The organism is Sphingomonas sp. Leaf5 (genome assembly GCF_001421155.1).
Lineage (GTDB): Bacteria > Pseudomonadota > Alphaproteobacteria > Sphingomonadales > Sphingomonadaceae > Sphingomonas.
In genome coordinates, this window is sequence record NZ_LMJZ01000007.1 from 72,321 (window position 1) to 89,148 (window position 16,828).

Sequence of the window (16,828 nt, forward strand, 5' to 3'; positions counted from 1 at the left end):
ACGTCAGGCTTCGTCGGTGTCGGCAAGCTTCCAGTTCGGGTCGTTGCTCTTGAGCACCCGCAGGAACGTCCAGACGTCATGCGTCTCGACCGCATCCGACATCGACCCGGCAACGATATTGCCGTCGGCATCGCGGGTGATCGCGGCGATATCGGCGTCGAAGCGCACCGACACGCGGGCCACGCCACCTTCGACCGATGCCTCGGTCACCACCGCGCGCTCGATCGATACCAGCCGGTTGTCGAGGACATGGCCTGCCGCATTGCGATCGGCGATCGCCTGCGCGAATGCTTCGCGCACATCACGCTCGGTCAGCCATTCCAGCGTCGCCTCGTCACCCTTCCAGAAGGCTTCGAGGATCATGCGATAGGCCGACTTGGCTCCTTCGACGAATTGCGCGACGTCGAACGACGGGTCGGCGGCGATCAGCGCGCGCAGACCGCCCTCGGCACCGCTGTCGACATGACGCGGCCCGAGCACGCGCGCTTCGGGCGTCACCTCGATCGGGCGCGCGACCGGCGGCGTCGCGATCCGCTCGTCCGCGGTGCGCGGCAACGGTTCATGGCCGGTACGCTTCCCCAGCACGGCATAGAGCCGCATCGCCAGAAACGCCGCGACCATTGCGAGCAGGACGACAAAAACCACCATGCCTTCACTTCCTTCCATCGTCCGGACATAGGACCGAACGAGCGCGGATACAAACGGCGTGACGGCCATATGTTCACCCGGGTGGTCGACCCGTTGAATCGTGGTCTGGCCGCTGCTAGTCCGCGCCATCTTAACGCGGGAAGCGCCAAAGCTATCCGCCCGAGCCGACAGGGATCGACATGGACGAACAGAACGCCGCAGGCGGCATCGACGCCTTTGCCAACGGGGACGACAGCCAGCCGGCGGTCAACGTCATCACCCAGTACGTCAAGGACCTCTCGTTCGAGAATCCGAACGCGCCGGGCGTGTATCAGATCGCCGGTCAGCCCAAGCTGGACGTGCAGTTCAACATCGGTGCCAACCAGGTCGGCGACGACGTCCACGAAGTTGTGCTGAAGATCGAAGCGCGCGCCGAGGTCGAGGATCAGGTCATGTATCTGGTCGACCTGTCGTTCGCCGGCCTGTTCGGGCTGCGCAACATTCCGGCCGAACATCTGCAACCCTTCCTGCTCGGCGAAGCCCCGCGCATCCTGTTCCCCTTCGCCCGCCGCGTGCTGGCCGATGCGGTCCGCGATGGCGGCTTCCCGCCGCTGCTGCTCGAACCGATCGACTTCGCGCAACTGTATCTGTCGCAGGCCGAACAGCAGGGCGCGCTCGGCGAAGTCGCCGGCCACGCCTGATTTCTCGGGGTGGGCGCGGGATCACAGGGCTGATCGACATGGGGCAATTCGCTTCGTCGAGCGTCACCCCGGACTTGATCCGGGGTCCCGCTTCTTCTCTACCCGCCCGGAAAGCGGGACCCCGGATCAAGTCCGGGATGACGCGGATACTGGGGTTCAGATCAGTGGCCAAAGCGTTCGATACGTGTCGATCCGTCCCCGTACCCCCGCCTGCGCCGGGGTACCGCCCGCACATCGATCGGCGCTAACCGCATGAAACTGGCGAAATCGCTGGGGTCGGTCGGCGGCCTGACGCTGGCCAGCCGCGTGCTGGCGGTCGGCCGCGACTCGCTACAGGCGACGTTCGTCGGCGCGGGGTTCGCGTCGGACGCGTTCCTCGTCGCCTTCCGCCTGCCCAACATGTTCCGCGCCCTGTTCGCCGAGGGGGCGTTCAACGCCGCCTTCGTGCCCCTCTTCAACAAGAAGGTGGCCGAAGGCGACGCGGCGGCGGAGGGTCAGGGGCTGCCCGCCGCGCTCGGCTTTGCGCAGGCGGTGCTGTCGGTGCTGCTGCCGGTGCTGATCGCCGCGACGGTCGTGATGCTGATCGCCGCATGGCCGCTCACCTATCTGCTGTCGGGCGGGTTCAACGGCGCGACGACCGAACAGTTCGCCTATGCGGTCACGCTGTCGCGGATCACCATTCCCTATCTGCTGCTGATTTCGATCGTGTCACTGTTGGGCGCGATCCTCAATTCGCTCGACAAATTCTGGGTCAATGCCGCCGCGCCGATCCTGCTGAACGTCGCGATGGTCGCCGGGCTATTGTTCTTTCACGGCCCCGATCCGTACGCGACGGCGCAGGTACAGGCATGGGCGGTCACTGTCGGCGGCGCGTTGCAGCTTGGCTGGGTGATGTTCGCCTGTCGTCAGGCGGGCGTGTCGCTTCGCCCGCAGCGCCCGCGCCTGACCCCCGAAGTACGCGAGATGCTGCGGCTGATCGTCCCCGCCGCGATCGGCGCGGGCGCAATGCAGATCAACCTGCTGATCTCGACCGCGCTGTCGGGGCGGCTGCTCGATCAGGGATCAATTTCCTACATCTATTATGCCGACCGCCTGAACCAGTTGCCGCTGGGCTTGATCGGCATCGGTCTCGGCACGATCCTGCTGCCCACCATTTCGCGACAACTGGCGCGCAAGGAAGACGCGGCGGCGATGGATACCCAGAATCGCGGTATCGAACTGGCACTGTTGCTGACGCTGCCCGCGACCATCGCCTTCCTGACCGTCGCCGAACCGATCATCCGGGCGCTGTTCCAGCATGGCGCCTTCGGGCCCGAGGATACGCTGCGCAGCGCCCAGTCGCTCGCCGCCTTCTCGCTTGGCCTGCCCGCCTATGTCCTGATCAAGGTGATGACGCCGGGCTTTTATGCGCGCGAGGATACGCGGACGCCGGTGCGGTTCGCGATGATATCGATCGTCATCAACATCGTCCTCAACCTCGCCTTCATCCCGACCATCGCCCATATCGGCCCGCCGCTCGCCACCGCCGTCGCCGCATGGGTCAACTTCGCGATGCTCTACGTGACGCTCCGGCGGCGCGGGCATTTCGCCTTCGACCGGCAACTTACCCACCGACTGCCGCGCTTCGCCATCGCCGCGCTGCTGATGGGCGCGGCACTGTTCTTTGCCGACCGCGTCGTCGCACCCTGGACCACCGGCGAAGTGCTGACCCGCATCATCGGCATGGTCGCGCTCGTCGGGGCCGGGGCCATCGTCTACGGCCTTGCCTGCCTTGCCACCGGAGCGTTCCGGCTGGCCGATCTCCGCGCGCTGCTGCGTCGGCGCGCCGCCTGATAGGATAAAACCATGCGTGTCGTCTCCGGCATCCAGACCACCGGCAACCTCCATCTCGGCAATTATCTGGGCGCGATCCGCAACTGGGTGCGGTTGCAGGACCGGATGGGTCCGGACGATGTCTGCCTGTTCTTCCTTGCCGATCTGCACGCGCTGACCGTGACGCAGGACCCGAAGGAAATGGCGTCGAACACGATCGAGATGGCGGCGACGCTGCTCGCCGCCGGCATCGATCCCGACCGCTCGATCCTGTTCAATCAGGCGCGCGTCCCCGCGCATAGCGAGCTGGCATGGATATTGGGCGGCACCGCCCGCGTCGGCTGGCTCAACCGCATGACCCAGTGGAAGGACAAGGCCGGCAAGAACCGCGAAGGTGCCAGTGTCGGCCTGTTCACCTATCCGGTGCTGCAGGCCGCCGATATCCTCGCGTACCAGGCGACGCATGTGCCCGTGGGCGAGGACCAGAAGCAGCATCTGGAGCTTGCGCGCGACATCGCCACCAAATTCAACCTCGATTTCGGCGTCGATCTGTTCCCGCTGCCCGAACCGATGATCCCGGAGGATACGCCGCGGATCATGTCGTTGCGCGACGGCACGGCCAAAATGTCGAAGTCCGATCCGTCGGACCTGAGCCGCATCAACCTGATCGATTCGGACGATCAGATCGCGACCAAGTTCCGCAAGGCCAAGACCGATCCCGAACCCCTGCCGTCCGAGATCGCCGGCCTTGCCGAACGGCCAGAGGCGCGCAACCTCGTCACCATCTATGCCGCGCTGTCGGGGGAGACGTCGCAGGACGTGCTCGCCAACTTCGGCGGTCAGGGCTTCGGCGCATTCAAGCCCGCCCTCGCCGATCTGGCGGTCGCCAAGCTCGGCCCGATCCGCGACCGACTGGTGGCGCTGCTCGACGACCGCGCCGCCGTCGGCGCGACATTGGCCAAGGGCGCGGCAAAGGCCGATGCGCTGGCCCGCCCGACCCTGTTGGCAGCCCAACAGGCATTGGGACTTCAGATCTGAATATTTGTTTTATTTAATCGGCGTGCTGCGGCCAAATATATGTTGTCCGTGGCACCTTCGTCACCTTATGCGTTCGGCAAGGCCCACTACAGGGGAAGCCGTTCGTGACCAGCATTACTGTCGAGACCAAGCCCTTTACCGACCAGAAGCCCGGCACGTCGGGCCTGCGCAAGAAGGTGCGGGTGTTCCAGCAGCCGCATTACGCCGAAAACTTCATCCAGTCGGTGTTCGACGTGGTCGAGGGCAAGGACGGCGCGACGCTGGTGATCGGCGGCGACGGCCGCTATCTGAACCGCGAGGTCATCCAGACCGCGATCCGCATGGCCGCCGCCAACGGCTTCGCCCGCGCGATCGTCGGACAGGGCGGCATCCTGTCGACCCCCGCTGCGTCGAATGTCATCCGCCAGCGCGGCGCGATCGGCGGCCTCGTCCTGTCGGCCAGCCATAATCCCGGCGGCCCGGACGAAGATTTCGGCATCAAATACAACGTGTCGAACGGCGGCCCCGCCCCCGAAAGCTTCACCGACGCGCTCTACGCCCGGACGCTTGATATCGATCGCTATGCCATCAGCGACTCGATCGGCATCGACCTCGATTCGCTGGGCGAACAGGATGTCGACGGCATGACCGTCGAGGTGGTCGACTCGGTCGCCGCCTATGCCGACCTGATGGAGACGCTGTTCGATTTCGCCGCGATCCGCGACCTGATCGCCGGCGGCTTCCGCCTGTCGTTCGACGCGATGAGCGCCGTGACCGGTCCCTATGCGACCGAGATTCTCGAACGCCGCCTGGGTGCCGCTGCCGGGACCGTCGTCAACGGCACCCCCCTGCCCGATTTCGGCGGGCATCACCCCGACCCCAATCTGGTCCATGCCCATGAACTGTACGACCGGATGATGGCCGCCGACGCACCAGAATTCGGCGCGGCGTCGGACGGCGATGGCGACCGGAACCTCATCATCGGCCGCGGCATCTTCGTCACCCCGTCCGACTCGCTCGCGGTGCTCGCCGCCAACGCGCACCTCGCCCCGGCGTACAAGGACGGCATCGCCGGTATCGCCCGTTCGATGCCGACGTCGGCCGCCGCTGACCGTGTCGCGCAGGCGCTGAACGTGCCGCTGTACGAAACCCCGACCGGCTGGAAATTCTTCGGCAATCTGCTCGACGCCGGCCTCGTCACCATTTGTGGCGAGGAAAGCGCCGGCACTGGTTCGGACCATGTCCGGGAGAAGGACGGGCTGTGGGCGGTGCTGCTCTGGCTCAACATCCTCGCCGCCCGCCGTCAGCCGGTCGCCGAGATCATGGCCGATCATTGGGCGCGTTATGGCCGCAACTATTATGCACGGCACGACTATGAGGGCGTCGAGCAGGCGGGGGCCGATGCGCTGATGGCGTCGCTGCGCGACCGTCTCGCCACGCTGCCGGGCACCGCGATCGGCGATCTGACCGTGTCGGAGGCCGACGATTTCGCCTATCACGACAGCACCGACGGATCGGTCAGCCGCAACCAAGGCATCCGCATCCTGTTCGCCGACGGATCGCGCATCGTGTTCCGCCTGTCGGGCACCGGTACCCAGGGCGCGACGCTGCGCGTCTATATCGAACGCTACGAACCGGCCGAGGGCGATCTGGCGCAGGAAACCGGCGATGCGCTCGCCCCGCTGGTCGCGGCGGCCGAGACGGTCGCCTCGATCAGGCAGCATACCGGCCGCAACGAGCCGGACGTCATCACGTAAGAAGAAGGATTTCGCGCGGAGGCGCGAAGGCGCGGAGGGGTTGTGTTCGCAGCACCCCCTCCGCAATCGGGAGACGCTTGCGCTTGCGGCTACCGCATGGGTGAAGGCCGCTGGCGCGGACGACGGCCATGCCGGGACGCAACCCCTCTGCGCCTCCGCGCCTCTGCGCGAACCAATTCTTCTATTACTTCTGTACGTCTATCGAACCACGTTCTCGACGGACGCTTCTCGACAGGCTCGAAGCTGCTCGAACCGAACGGGGTGGGTAAGACCCGCGCTCAGCCCTCGAGCGAGCGCAGCAGCGTTCTGACCGCGCTGTCGATCTCGCGGTCGAGCCCGCGCAATTCCTCGATCCGGCGCACGGCGTGGATCACCGTCGAATGGTCGCGATTGCCGAACTTGCGTCCGATCTCGGGGAGCGAGCGCGTCGTCAGCCGCTTGGCGAGATACATCGCCACCTGCCGCGGCCGCGCGATCGCCTGCGCCCGCCGTGCGGAGATCAGGTCGAGTTGCTTCACCTCGAAATGCGCCGACACCGCCCGCTGGATGTCATCGATCGTGACCCGCCTGGCGGGGCCGGCGAGCATTTCGCCCAGCGTCGCATGGGCGAACGCCATGTCGATCGTATCGCCGGTCAGCGAGGCATAGGCGATCAACCGGTTCAGCGCCCCTTCCAACTCGCGCACGCTGCCGCGAATGCGTCCGGCCAGCAATTCGAGCACATCCTCGGGCACGACGATGCCGGGCACCTCGGCCAGCTTCGCCGCGAGGATCGCATGGCGCAGCTCGGTTTCCGGCAGCTTGATGTCGGCGACCAGCCCCCCGCCCAGCCGCGACAGCAGCCGGGGATCGATACCCTCCAGCAGCCCCGGCGAACGGTCGCACGCGATCACCACCCGCTTGCCCGCGTCCATGAACGCGTTGATCGTGTGGAGGCATTCCTCCTGCGTCGCATCCTTGCCCGCGACGAATTGCAGGTCGTCGATCATCAGCAGGTCTACGCCGCGCAACCGCGCCTTGAACCCATGGGTATCGCGCGCGCGCATCGCCGCGACGAATTCGAACATGAACCGCTCGGCCGGCAGATAGGTCGCGCTCGCCGCCGGATCGGCGTCGAGGAACGCATGACCGATCGCATGCATCAGATGGGTTTTGCCAAGGCCGGTACCGCTATGCAGGAACAACGGGCTGAAGCGCGGCGCACCCGGCTCGGCCACCGCCTTCGCGGCATTGAACGCGACTCGATTCGACGCCGAAACCACGAACCGGTCGAACCGGTAGCGCGGATCGAACACCGGCCGCTCGCCCGGCACCCGCTGCGGCACGGCGGCGGCAAAGGCGACCGGCGGCGCGACGGGGGCCGGTGCCGAGTCGGGCAGGACGGCCGGCGGCACGATTCGCGATTGCAGCGCGCTCGCCGTTTCGACCACCACGTCGCGCACTTCGGGCAACTGCGCCCGGAATTCGTGCGTCAGCCGTTCGGCATAATGATTGCGGACCCAGTCGGTCATGAACGCCGACGGCAGCGTCAGGCGGACGACGCCGTCACCATCGGGGGCAACCAGTTCCATTGGCTTCAGCCACCGGTCGAACAGCCGCTGTCCGGCGGACGCACGCAGGTTCTGGCGCACGCAGGCCCATGCCGCGGCAACCTCAACCTGACCATGATCCACCGGCTTCGTCACGCAGATACACCCCTCCCGCCCGGAGAATCGACTTCTCCGCTACGGTTCATCCATCGGTTAAAAGCCCCCCTGACCGCGCCGGAGCGACGATCGTACACGGAGATTCGTGCGGGCCCCGACCACCGCTATCGGCGTCGGGAAGTGCTGTTTAGGAACCGCGACGCCGATCGATCAAGTCACGAAACGGAAATAAAGGCGGTTGACAGCGCACCAGCGGCGGAAACCCGTTGTATTTATTTTTTAGCGTTTTTAGTCAATATCTTAGCGCATTTCCGCCCGACCCGAATCCTCGAATCCACGGATTTCCGCCGTTTTCCCGGACGTTGATTCGGTGCGGTTCGCAGGAACCATTCCAGCGCGGGACGGGCGCTTCGGACCGACCCGTGACAGCGCGGACAGGCGACGCAAGAAACCCCGCCGACCATAGGGTCGACGGGGTTGATCCTGTCCGACAGGGACGAAGCGATCAGGCGATCGCGCCGACCGCCTTCGTCAGGCGCGAGAACTTGCGGCTCGCGGTGTTCTTGTGCAGCACGCCCTTGGCGACGCCACGGGCCAACTCCGGCTGGACGCTCGCCAGCGCGGTGGTCGCCGCTTCGCGGTCACCCGCGACGATCGCTGCTTCGACCTTCTTCACGAAGGTACGGATGCGGCCAACGCGCGCACCATTGATTTCCGCACGACGCGCATTGCGCCGGATACGCTTCTTCGCCTGTGGCGTATTCGCCATGCCGTCCTCGACTCTCGCAAATGATTGGTGCCGATCGAACAATCCGACCGGAGAAGGTGCGCCCCTTAACTGGTCGGGGGCGGCAGGTCAACTATCGCTGGCAGGATCGGCACCAGAAGGTGGAGCGCCCGCCATCGACGCGCCGTTCGACGACACCGCCGCACGGGCACGGCTCGCCTTCGCGGCCATAGACCCTGAATTGTTTCGAGAAATAGCCCAGTTCGCCATCGGGACGGGCATAGTCGCGCAGCGTCGATCCCCCCGCCCCGATCGCCGACAACAGCACCGCGCGGGTCGCATCGACCAGCAGCGCCAGCCGTTCGCGCGCGATCTGCCCCGCCGGCCGGGTCGGTGAAATGCCCGCGACGTTCAATGCCTCGCACACATAGATATTGCCGAGTCCCGCGACGATTCGCTGATCGAGCAACAGGATCTTGACCGGCGCGATCCGCCCCGCGAACCGCCGCTCCAGATGCTCGGCGGTGAAGTCCGGTCCCAGCGGCTCGGGTCCTAGTGCAGCAAAGGGCGGCCATGCCGCAACCTCGGCGGTCGGGATCAGATCGACCGACCCGAAGCGGCGCGGATCGTTCAGCACCACCTGCCGCCCGGCATCGGTCGCCAGTACCAGATGATCGTGCGCCAGCGGTTCGGCCGGATCGACCCGCCACCGCCCCGACATGCCGAGGTGAAAGATGAAGGTGTCGTCGCGATCGGTCGCGATCAGCCCGTATTTGGCGCGACGCGACAGGCCGGTCACCGTCGCCCCGGTCAGCCGCTGCCCGAGATCGACCGGCATCGCCCGGCGAAGATCGGCACGATTCGCGACGACCCGCGCCAGTCGTTTCCCGGTCAGCACCGGCGCCAGACCGCGCACGGTCGTCTCAACCTCGGGAAGTTCGGGCATTCAGATCCTTTCGGTCACCTCCGGCGTCACCCCAGCGCAGGCCGGGGTCTGACAGCGATCAGCGATGCCCTTGCCGCGAGAGACCACAGCCTGCGCCGGGGTGACGTCTGGAGCCAGGAACGTCGCTGGTTACAAAGAAAGCTAGGTTCGGTTTGCTCCGGCCACAAGGCACCGCTAGGGCAGTCTCATGAACGACACGGTATCCTTCGGTTACGAAGATGTGGCTCCCGCGGAAAAGACCAAGCGCGTCGGCGATGTCTTCGCCAGCGTCGCCTCGCGCTACGACCTGATGAACGACGCGATGTCGGGGGGCATGCACCGGTTGTGGAAGGACCGGTTCGTCGCGCGGGTGAAACCGCAAAAGGGCGAATCGATTCTCGACATGGCCGGCGGCACCGGCGACATCGCGTTTCGCATGGCAAAGGCCGGCGCACATATCACGGTCGCCGACATCAACCCCGCGATGCTGGGCGTGGGCATGGAACGCGCCGAAAAGCGCGGCATCGACGGCCTGCTCTGGTCCGAACAGAATGCCGAGACGCTCGATTTTGGCGACCGGTCGTTCGACGGCTATACGATCGCGTTCGGCATCCGCAACGTGACTGATATTCCGAAGGCATTGCGCGAGGCGCACCGCGTGCTGAAGCGCGGTGGGCGCTTTTTCTGTCTCGAATTCTCGACGGTGACGTGGCCGGGCTTTGCCGATGTCTACGACCAATATTCGCACAAGCTGGTGCCCAAGCTCGGCAAGCTGCTGGCGAATGACGAGGACAGCTATCGCTATCTGATCGAATCGATCCGCCGCTTTCCCGACATGCCCACCTTCGAACGGATGATCGGCGAGGCGGGCTTCATCCGCACGCGGGTGGAACCGATCATGGGCGGGCTGGTCGCGATCCATAGCGGGTGGAAGATTTGATCGCGATCCCGTTGGACTATCTTCTGTCCCGTCATTCCGGCGCAGGCCGGAATCCATGGACGGGGAACGGTTGCGATCCATCGACGACACCCGACACAATAGATTCCGGCCTGCGCCGGAATGACGGTGGGGGCATAAGGCTCGCATGACGTCGACCCTCACCCATTACTGGCGCATCCTGAAATGGGGGCGCACGCTGGCGCGCCATGGCGCGTTGATCGAGGTGGAGCGCAACCCGCGCACGCCGCCGCGCCTGCGCCGCGTAGTGCGCCTCGCCCGGCTGGGCGCGCGCGTTCCTGCGACCCCGCGCTATGCCGAGGCGTTCGCGGCGCTGGGACCGGCGGCGATCAAGCTGGGCCAGACGCTTGCCACCCGCCCCGATCTGGTCGGCGAGGATGTCGCGCAGGACCTGTTGTCGCTGCAGGACGCGCTGCCGCCGCTGTCGTGGGCCGTGGTGCGCCCGGCAATCGAATCGGGATTGGGTCAGCCGATCGAGCGCCTGTTCCAGTCGATCGAGGAGACGCCGGTCGGTGCCGCCTCGATCGCGCAGGTCCACCGCGCCATCACCACCGATGGCCGCCGCGTCGCGGTAAAGGTGCTGCGGCCGGGCGTCGAGGCGCAGTTCTTCGACGCGATCGACACCTATGAATGGGCCGCCGCCCGCATGGAGACGATGGGCGGCGAATTGCGGCGGCTTCGTCCGCGCCTTGTGATCGAGACGATGAAGCGCTGGACCGCGCGCGAACTCGACCTGCGCCGCGAAGCCGCTTCCGCCTCCGAACTGGCGCAGGGGATGGAGGCCGAACCCGACTTCACCATTCCCGATATCGACTGGCAGCGGACGACGTCGAAGATCCTGACGACCGAATGGATCGACGGCATCAAGCTGTCGAACCGCCCGGCGCTGATCGCGGCGGGGCACGACCTGCATGCGATGGCGACGCGGCTGGTCCGCGCGTTCCTGCGACAGGCGATCGCCGACGGGTTCTTCCATGCCGACATGCACCAGGGCAATCTGTTCGCGCTGCCCGATGGTCGCATCGCCGCGATCGACTTCGGCATCATGGGGCGGATCGACCGCCGGGCGCGAGTGTGGCTGGCCGAAATCCTCTATGGCCTCATCACCGGCGACTATAAGCGCGTCGCCGAGATCCATTTCGAGGCGGGCTATGTCCCCGCCCATCACAATGTCGCCGAATTCGCCACGGCGCTGCGTGCGGTCGGTGAACCGATGCGCGGGCTGGCGGTCAAGGACATGTCGGTCGGCATGATGCTCGATTCGCTGTTCAACATCACCCGCGACTTCGACATGGAAACGCAGCCGCATTTGCTGCTGCTGCAAAAGACGATGGTGATGGTGGAGGGGGTCGCGACCGCGCTCGATCCCGACATCAACCTGTGGGAGACGGCGGCACCGTTCGTGCGCGGCTGGATTCGCGACGAGCTGGGGCCGGAGGCGATGGTCGCCGACCGGATCATCACCGACCTGCGCACCTTTGCCCGGCTGCCCGACCTGATCCGCAATATCGAGGCGCGCTATCCGGCGCCCGGCGGTGCCCCGCCCTCCCCGCCGCTGCCCGAGGTCGCCGTCGTCCGTGTCGGCGGCGGCTGGCGCTATGCGGTGGTCGGGATCGTCGGCGGCCTTATCGGCGCGGCCTCGGCGATGCTGCTGGGATGATCCGCGCGCGACCGCCGGTCTGGCTGTCGTGCTCCAGCCGGTTCGCGACGCTGCGGCCCGGCATGGCGCTCGGCATCGCGCTGCTGGCGCTCGCCCTGCTGGCATCGGCCTGGTTCCTGCCGGCCGAGGACCCGGCGCGCGACGCGCCGCTCGGCGTCGACCTCTACGCCTCGGTCGTCGACGGGCTGCGCAGCGGCGGCGATTATTATGCCGTCGCCGCGCAGGAACTGCGCGCCGATCGTGCCCCGCTCCACCCCTTCCCCGCGATCCGCCTGCCGACGCTGAGCGTGGTGCAGGCAGTGCTGCCCGATTTCGTCTCGATCCTGTTGCTGATCGCCATCGCCGCCGCCACCGGCCTTGCCTGGAGCCGGCGGATCGGCGGCTGGTTCGAACGCGGCCCGCCGCGCATCGCCGCGCTGTTCCTGCTGGCCGGCGGGATGGTCGCGTTCGTCCAGCCGTCGCTGGTTGCATTCCACGAGCTATGGGCCGGGCTGCTGATCGCATGGTCGCTGGCGATCCGGCGCGAGGATCGCTGGGTCGAGGCGGTGGCGCTCGCCCTGTGCGCGATGGTGATCCGCGAGACGTCGGCGCTCTATGCACTGGCGATGCTGGTGGCGGCGCTGCTCGACGGGCGTCGGCGTGAGGCGCTGGGCTGGGTCGCGGCGCTGCTGGTGTTCGTCGCCGTCCTGCTGCTCCATGCCCGCGCGGTCGCGCTGGTCGCCGGGCCGCTCGACGCGGTCTCGCCCGGCTGGGGCGGGCTGCACGGCCCCGGCCTGTTCGCGTCGGGCATGGCGCGATCGACCGCGCTCATCATCCTGCCATGGTGGCTGGGCGCGCCGCTGGCGATGCTGGCGATGCTCGGCTGGGCGGCGGCACCGGGTCCGCTCGGGCGTCGGGCCGCGCTCACCTTTGGCGGATATGCGCTGGCGATCGCGGTGTTCGCACGCACCGACAATTTCTATTGGGCGCTTGCCGCCGCGCCTGCCTATCTGGTCGGCATGGCGTTTCTTCCCGATGCGGTACGCGACCTTGCCCGGCCGATCCTCGACAGGCGGCGTGTTCGGGTGCAGAGGATTACCCGATGACACGCATCTTGCTGATCGTCGGTGGCGGCATCGCCGCGTACAAGGCGTGCGAGCTGATCCGCCTGTTGCGCGGTCGTGGCCATGCCGTCCGCTGCGTGCTGACCGATGGCGGCTCGCAGTTCGTGACGCCGATGACACTGGCGGCGCTGAGCGAACAGCCGGTCCATACCAGCCTGTGGGACCTGAAGGACGAGGCGGAGATGGGCCATATTCAGCTCAGCCGGCAGGCCGATCTGGTCGTCGTCGCCCCCGCCACCGCCGACCTGCTCGCGCGCATGGCGGCGGGCATGGCCGACGACCTCGCCACCACGCTGCTGCTAGCCACCGACAAGCCGGTGCTGGCCGTCCCGGCGATGAACGTCCGCATGTGGCAACATGCCGCGACCACCGACAATGTCGCCACGCTGCGCCGGCGCGGCGTGACCGTGCTCGATCCCGATAACGGGGCGATGGCCTGCGGCGAATTCGGCCCCGGCCGCCTGCCCGAACCGCCCGCGATCGTCGCCGCGATCGAAGCGATGACCGCGTCCGCCCCCCAGTCGCTGACCGGCCGCCATGTGCTGGTCACCGCCGGCCCGACGCATGAGGCAATCGATCCGGTCCGCTATCTCGCCAACCGATCGTCAGGCAAACAGGGTTTCGCCATCGCCGCCGCCTGCGCCGCGCGCGGTGCGCAGGTGACGCTGATCGCCGGGCCGGTGACGCTGCCGACCCCGCCGGGTGTGACGCGGGTCGACGTCGAATCGGCGCGCGACATGGCGAACGCCGTGGCACAGGCGCTGCCCGCCGATGCCGCCGTCATGGTCGCCGCCGTCGCCGACTGGCAGGTCGAGGCCGCCCCGTCCAAACTGAAGAAGGGCGACGGCCCGCCGACGCTCACCCTGCTGCCCAATCCCGACATCCTCGCCATGCTCGGCCGGTCGCCGCGCCGCCCGCGCCTGCTGGTCGGCTTCGCGGCCGAAACCGACGACGTGCTCGCCCATGCCACCGCCAAGCGCAGCGCGAAAAATGCCGACTGGATCGTCGCCAACGACGTGTCGGGCGATGTGATGGGCGGGGATCGCAACGCGGTCCACCTCGTCACCGCCGACTGTGTCGAACGCTGGTCCGACGCCCCCAAGACCGATATCGCGGCCCGACTGGCCGACCGGATTGCCGATGCGCTGCTTTAGTCCCTTGTTGCTCCTCGCCGCCGTCGGCTGCGCCACCACCGCGCCGCCGCCGGTGACGCTGGCCGGTGCCAGTTTCGGCCCGACCGCGTCGCGCGACGTCCGCACCCTCGTCCTCGTGCTGCACGGCGACGGCGACGGCATGGTCCCCGCCGCGTTCAACGACGCCGCCCATGCCATTGCCGACGCGATCCCCGGCGCACGCGCGGTCGCGTTGCTGCGGCCCGGCTATCGCGACATGGCGGGCAATGCGTCGCCCGGCACCCGCGGCGGCACCGATGGCGACAGCTATACCGCCGACCGGGTGGCGGCGGTCGCCGATGCGATTGCGGGCTGGCGCACCCGCTATCCACAGGCGCGCGTGATCCTGGTCGGGCAATCGGGCGGGGCGGCGATGGCGGCGACGTTGATGGGGGTCCGTCCGGGGCTGGTCGACGGCGTCGTGCTGGCGGGTTGCCCGTGCATGTTGCCCGAATGGCGAAAATATCGCGCGAAACAGGGTGCGGCCGGGTTCAGGACGGCGGTCGACAGCTTCGATCCGTTGCAGACCGTCGGCGGCGTCGCGCCATCGACCCGCGTCGCGTTGCTGGTGGGTGCCGACGACCGGGAAACGCCGCTGCGCTTTTCGCGCGGCTACGCCGAGGCGCTGGCGCTGCGCGGCATCGCCACCGATTACCGCGTCCTGCCCGGGCGCGGCCATGACCTGTTGCGCGACGGCGACCTGATCGACGCGGTGCGCCGCATGGCCGCCGCGCCGCCCGCGACCCCGCAACGCAATGCGATGGTGACGCCATGATCCCGATCCGCCTGCGCCGCCTGCCGCATGGGAACGACTTGCCGCTGCCCGCCTATGCCACCGCCGGCGCGGCGGGCATGGACGTGGTCGCCGCCGAGGAGGTCGAACTCGCCCCCGGCGCGCGCCACGCCGTCGCCACCGGCTTCGCCATCGCGATCCCCGACGGGTATGAGGTACAGGTCCGCCCGCGCTCGGGCCTCGCGCTCAAATATGGCATCACCTGCCTGAACACCCCCGGCACGATCGACAGCGACTATCGCGGCGAAGTGAAGGTGATCCTCGCCAATCTCGGCGACCGACCGTTCCGCGTCGTGCGCGGCGAACGCATCGCGCAGCTCGTTCCCGCCACCGTCACCCGCGCCGACGTGATCGAGGTCGATACGCTCGACGATACCGCGCGTGGCACCGGCGGATTCGGTTCGACCGGGCGATGACGCTGCTGACCCTGTTGACGCTGGTGCAGGCGATGCCGCTGGTGCCGATGCCGGTGCCTGCCGCGCCCCCGATCGCCCGCTCGCCGATCGACTGGGCCGCGCTGCCGCCCCTGCCCTATCGCAGGACTCCGCAGCCCACGACGTCGATGGTCAATTTCGTCGTGACCGAACTGCGGCGCAACGAATGCCCGCGGCCGATGCCGGTAAAGGGCCGTACCCAGTTGCAGGTCGATGTCGCGGTGCTGATCGGCGAGGATGATCTGGTCCGTGCCACCATCCCCCGTGCGATCGGCTGTCCGACCGTCGAACAATATGGGGCCGGACTGGTCGTCAGCTTCGCCCGGGGCAATCTGATGCCGCATTTCGTCAACGAAGGCGGCTGGTATCGCGCGTCGTTGCGGTTCGACTGGACCGAATGACCTTTTCCGACGCCGAACTCGATCGCTACGCCCGCCACCTCGTCCTGCGCGAGATCGGCGGCGCGGGACAGGCGGCGTTGAAGGCCGCGCGCGTCGTCGTCATCGGCGCGGGCGGTATCGGTTCGCCCGCGCTGCAATATCTGGCGGCGGCGGGGGTCGGTACGCTGCTCGTGATCGACGACGACCGGGTCGACGCCAGCAACCTGCAACGCCAGACGCTGTTCGGGGACGGCGATATCGGCACGGCCAAGGTGACCGCCGCCGCGCAGGCGCTTGGCCGCATCAACCCCTATGTCACGGTCGAGCCGATCGCCACGCGGATCGACGCGACCAACGCCGCGACGCTGCTCGCCGGGGCGGACGTGATCCTCGACGGCTGCGACAATTTCGCGACGCGCCTGATCGTCGCCGATGCCGCGCTGGCGGCGCGCATCCCGCTGGTTTCGGCGGCGGTCGGCCAGTTCGAGGGGCAATTGGGGGTCTTTCGTGGCTGGGAAGCGCATCTGCCCTGTTATCGCTGCTTCGTCGGCAACGATCCCGCGCGCGCCGATGCCAGTTGCGCCGATCAGGGGGTGCTGGGCGCACTGACCGGGGTGATGGGCAGCCTCGCCGCGCTGGAGACGATTCGCGCGATCGTCGGTTTCGGCGACGATCCGGCGGGCAAGCTGCTGGTCGCCGACCTGCTCGCCTGCCGCTTTCGCACCCTGTCGCTGCCCAAGGACCCGGGTTGCCGATGCGCGGGCTGACGGTCGTCGTCGTCGCGCCCGATCCCGACCGGTTCCGTGCCGCCCTGACCCTCGCCTGCGCCGCCGCGGCGCTGGGCGGACGAACGCGGGTCTATCTACATGAGGGGGCCGTGGCATTGCTGGCGATGGCCGCGACCGCGCCGGCGGGCTTGCCGAACCTGACCGAACTGCGCGCCGTCGCGATCGACAGCGGCGTCGAATTGATCGCCTGTCAGACCGGGCTAGCGCTCGCCGGGCTGGCGGCGGACGACGCGATGGTCGCGGCCGGTGGCATGATCCACCTGCTTGCGACCCTCGCCGACGACCGGCTGGTCACTATCTAGACGGGGCGGAGGCCGTGTGGCCCCCG

Annotated in this window: 17 protein-coding genes; 13 read left to right on the forward strand and 4 right to left on the reverse strand. The window is 67.7% G+C overall.

Features of this window, described 5'->3' with window-relative positions; all coding sequences use genetic code 11:
* Positions 1-3 precede the first annotated feature (3 nt).
* Positions 4-648, reverse strand: a complete 645-nt coding sequence (locus ASE50_RS07420; protein WP_414881917.1) for a Tim44/TimA family putative adaptor protein — start codon at positions 646-648, stop codon at positions 4-6.
* Positions 649-827: 179 nt separating this feature from the next.
* Here ASE50_RS07420 and secB point away from each other — a divergent pair, with 179 nt between their 5' ends.
* The 4 genes from secB to ASE50_RS07440 all read left to right on the forward strand — a co-directional run bounded on the left by secB (position 828) and on the right by ASE50_RS07440 (position 5,914).
* On the forward strand, positions 828-1,328 hold the full coding sequence (secB, locus tag ASE50_RS07425) for a protein-export chaperone SecB (RefSeq protein WP_056397900.1): 501 nt from the start codon (positions 828-830) through the stop codon (positions 1,326-1,328).
* Between the two features lie 252 nt (positions 1,329-1,580).
* On the forward strand, positions 1,581-3,161 hold the full coding sequence (murJ, locus tag ASE50_RS07430; RefSeq protein WP_056397904.1) for a murein biosynthesis integral membrane protein MurJ: 1,581 nt from the start codon (positions 1,581-1,583) through the stop codon (positions 3,159-3,161).
* Positions 3,162-3,173: 12 nt separating this feature from the next.
* Positions 3,174-4,178 (forward strand): tryptophan--tRNA ligase, encoded by a 1,005-nt coding sequence (gene trpS / locus ASE50_RS07435; RefSeq protein WP_056397906.1) that lies wholly within the window; start codon positions 3,174-3,176, stop codon positions 4,176-4,178.
* Positions 4,179-4,282: 104 nt separating this feature from the next.
* A complete protein-coding gene (locus ASE50_RS07440; RefSeq protein ID WP_056397909.1) occupies positions 4,283-5,914 on the forward strand; it encodes an alpha-D-glucose phosphate-specific phosphoglucomutase in 1,632 nt (543 codons plus the stop codon).
* A gap of 278 nt (positions 5,915-6,192) precedes the next feature.
* Here ASE50_RS07440 and dnaA read toward each other — a convergent pair whose 3' ends face one another.
* From dnaA to mutM, 3 genes are all read right to left on the reverse strand, one after another.
* Positions 6,193-7,605, reverse strand: a complete 1,413-nt coding sequence (dnaA, locus tag ASE50_RS07445) for a chromosomal replication initiator protein DnaA (RefSeq protein ID WP_056397913.1) — start codon at positions 7,603-7,605, stop codon at positions 6,193-6,195.
* Positions 7,606-8,065: 460 nt separating this feature from the next.
* The gene (gene rpsT / locus ASE50_RS07450; RefSeq protein ID WP_056001951.1) at positions 8,066-8,329 is read right to left on the reverse strand and encodes a 30S ribosomal protein S20; all 264 of its coding nucleotides are present in this window, start codon (positions 8,327-8,329) and stop codon (positions 8,066-8,068) included.
* 91 nt (positions 8,330-8,420) lie between these two features.
* On the reverse strand, positions 8,421-9,233 hold the full coding sequence (gene mutM, locus ASE50_RS07455) for a bifunctional DNA-formamidopyrimidine glycosylase/DNA-(apurinic or apyrimidinic site) lyase (RefSeq protein ID WP_056397914.1): 813 nt from the start codon (positions 9,231-9,233) through the stop codon (positions 8,421-8,423).
* Positions 9,234-9,420: 187 nt separating this feature from the next.
* Between mutM and ASE50_RS07460 the strand changes: the two genes are divergently transcribed.
* The 9 genes from ASE50_RS07460 (at position 9,421) to ASE50_RS07500 (ending at position 16,802) form a co-directional block, all read left to right on the forward strand.
* Positions 9,421-10,152 carry a class I SAM-dependent methyltransferase gene (locus ASE50_RS07460; protein WP_056397917.1) on the forward strand — a complete coding sequence of 244 codons (732 nt, stop codon included), beginning with the start codon at positions 9,421-9,423 and terminating at the stop codon, positions 10,150-10,152.
* 145 nt (positions 10,153-10,297) lie between these two features.
* A complete protein-coding gene (ubiB, locus tag ASE50_RS07465) occupies positions 10,298-11,830 on the forward strand; it encodes a 2-polyprenylphenol 6-hydroxylase (RefSeq protein ID WP_056397920.1) in 1,533 nt (510 codons plus the stop codon).
* Positions 11,827-12,915: a hypothetical protein gene (locus tag ASE50_RS07470; protein WP_235512235.1), complete on the forward strand. Its 1,089-nt coding sequence runs from the start codon at positions 11,827-11,829 to the stop codon at positions 12,913-12,915. Before ubiB ends, ASE50_RS07470 begins: the two co-directional genes overlap by 4 nt.
* Positions 12,912-14,087, forward strand: coding sequence for a bifunctional phosphopantothenoylcysteine decarboxylase/phosphopantothenate--cysteine ligase CoaBC (gene coaBC / locus ASE50_RS07475; protein WP_056397923.1), 1,176 nt, complete (start codon positions 12,912-12,914; stop codon positions 14,085-14,087). Before ASE50_RS07470 ends, coaBC begins: the two co-directional genes overlap by 4 nt.
* A 7-nt stretch (positions 14,088-14,094) precedes the next feature.
* On the forward strand, positions 14,095-14,880 hold the full coding sequence (locus tag ASE50_RS07480; RefSeq protein ID WP_235512236.1) for an alpha/beta hydrolase family protein: 786 nt from the start codon (positions 14,095-14,097) through the stop codon (positions 14,878-14,880).
* Positions 14,877-15,314 (forward strand): dUTP diphosphatase, encoded by a 438-nt coding sequence (gene dut / locus ASE50_RS07485; protein ID WP_056397925.1) that lies wholly within the window; start codon positions 14,877-14,879, stop codon positions 15,312-15,314. Before ASE50_RS07480 ends, dut begins: the two co-directional genes overlap by 4 nt.
* Entirely contained in the window at positions 15,311-15,733 is a 423-nt protein-coding gene (locus ASE50_RS07490; RefSeq protein WP_056397927.1) for a hypothetical protein, read from the forward strand. Before dut ends, ASE50_RS07490 begins: the two co-directional genes overlap by 4 nt.
* Positions 15,730-16,479 (forward strand): HesA/MoeB/ThiF family protein, encoded by a 750-nt coding sequence (locus tag ASE50_RS07495; protein ID WP_056397930.1) that lies wholly within the window; start codon positions 15,730-15,732, stop codon positions 16,477-16,479. The genes ASE50_RS07490 and ASE50_RS07495 overlap by 4 nt, the downstream gene beginning before the upstream one ends.
* Positions 16,467-16,802: a DsrE family protein gene (locus ASE50_RS07500; protein ID WP_056397934.1), complete on the forward strand. Its 336-nt coding sequence runs from the start codon at positions 16,467-16,469 to the stop codon at positions 16,800-16,802. The genes ASE50_RS07495 and ASE50_RS07500 overlap by 13 nt, the downstream gene beginning before the upstream one ends.
* The last annotated feature ends 26 nt before the right edge of the window (positions 16,803-16,828 follow it).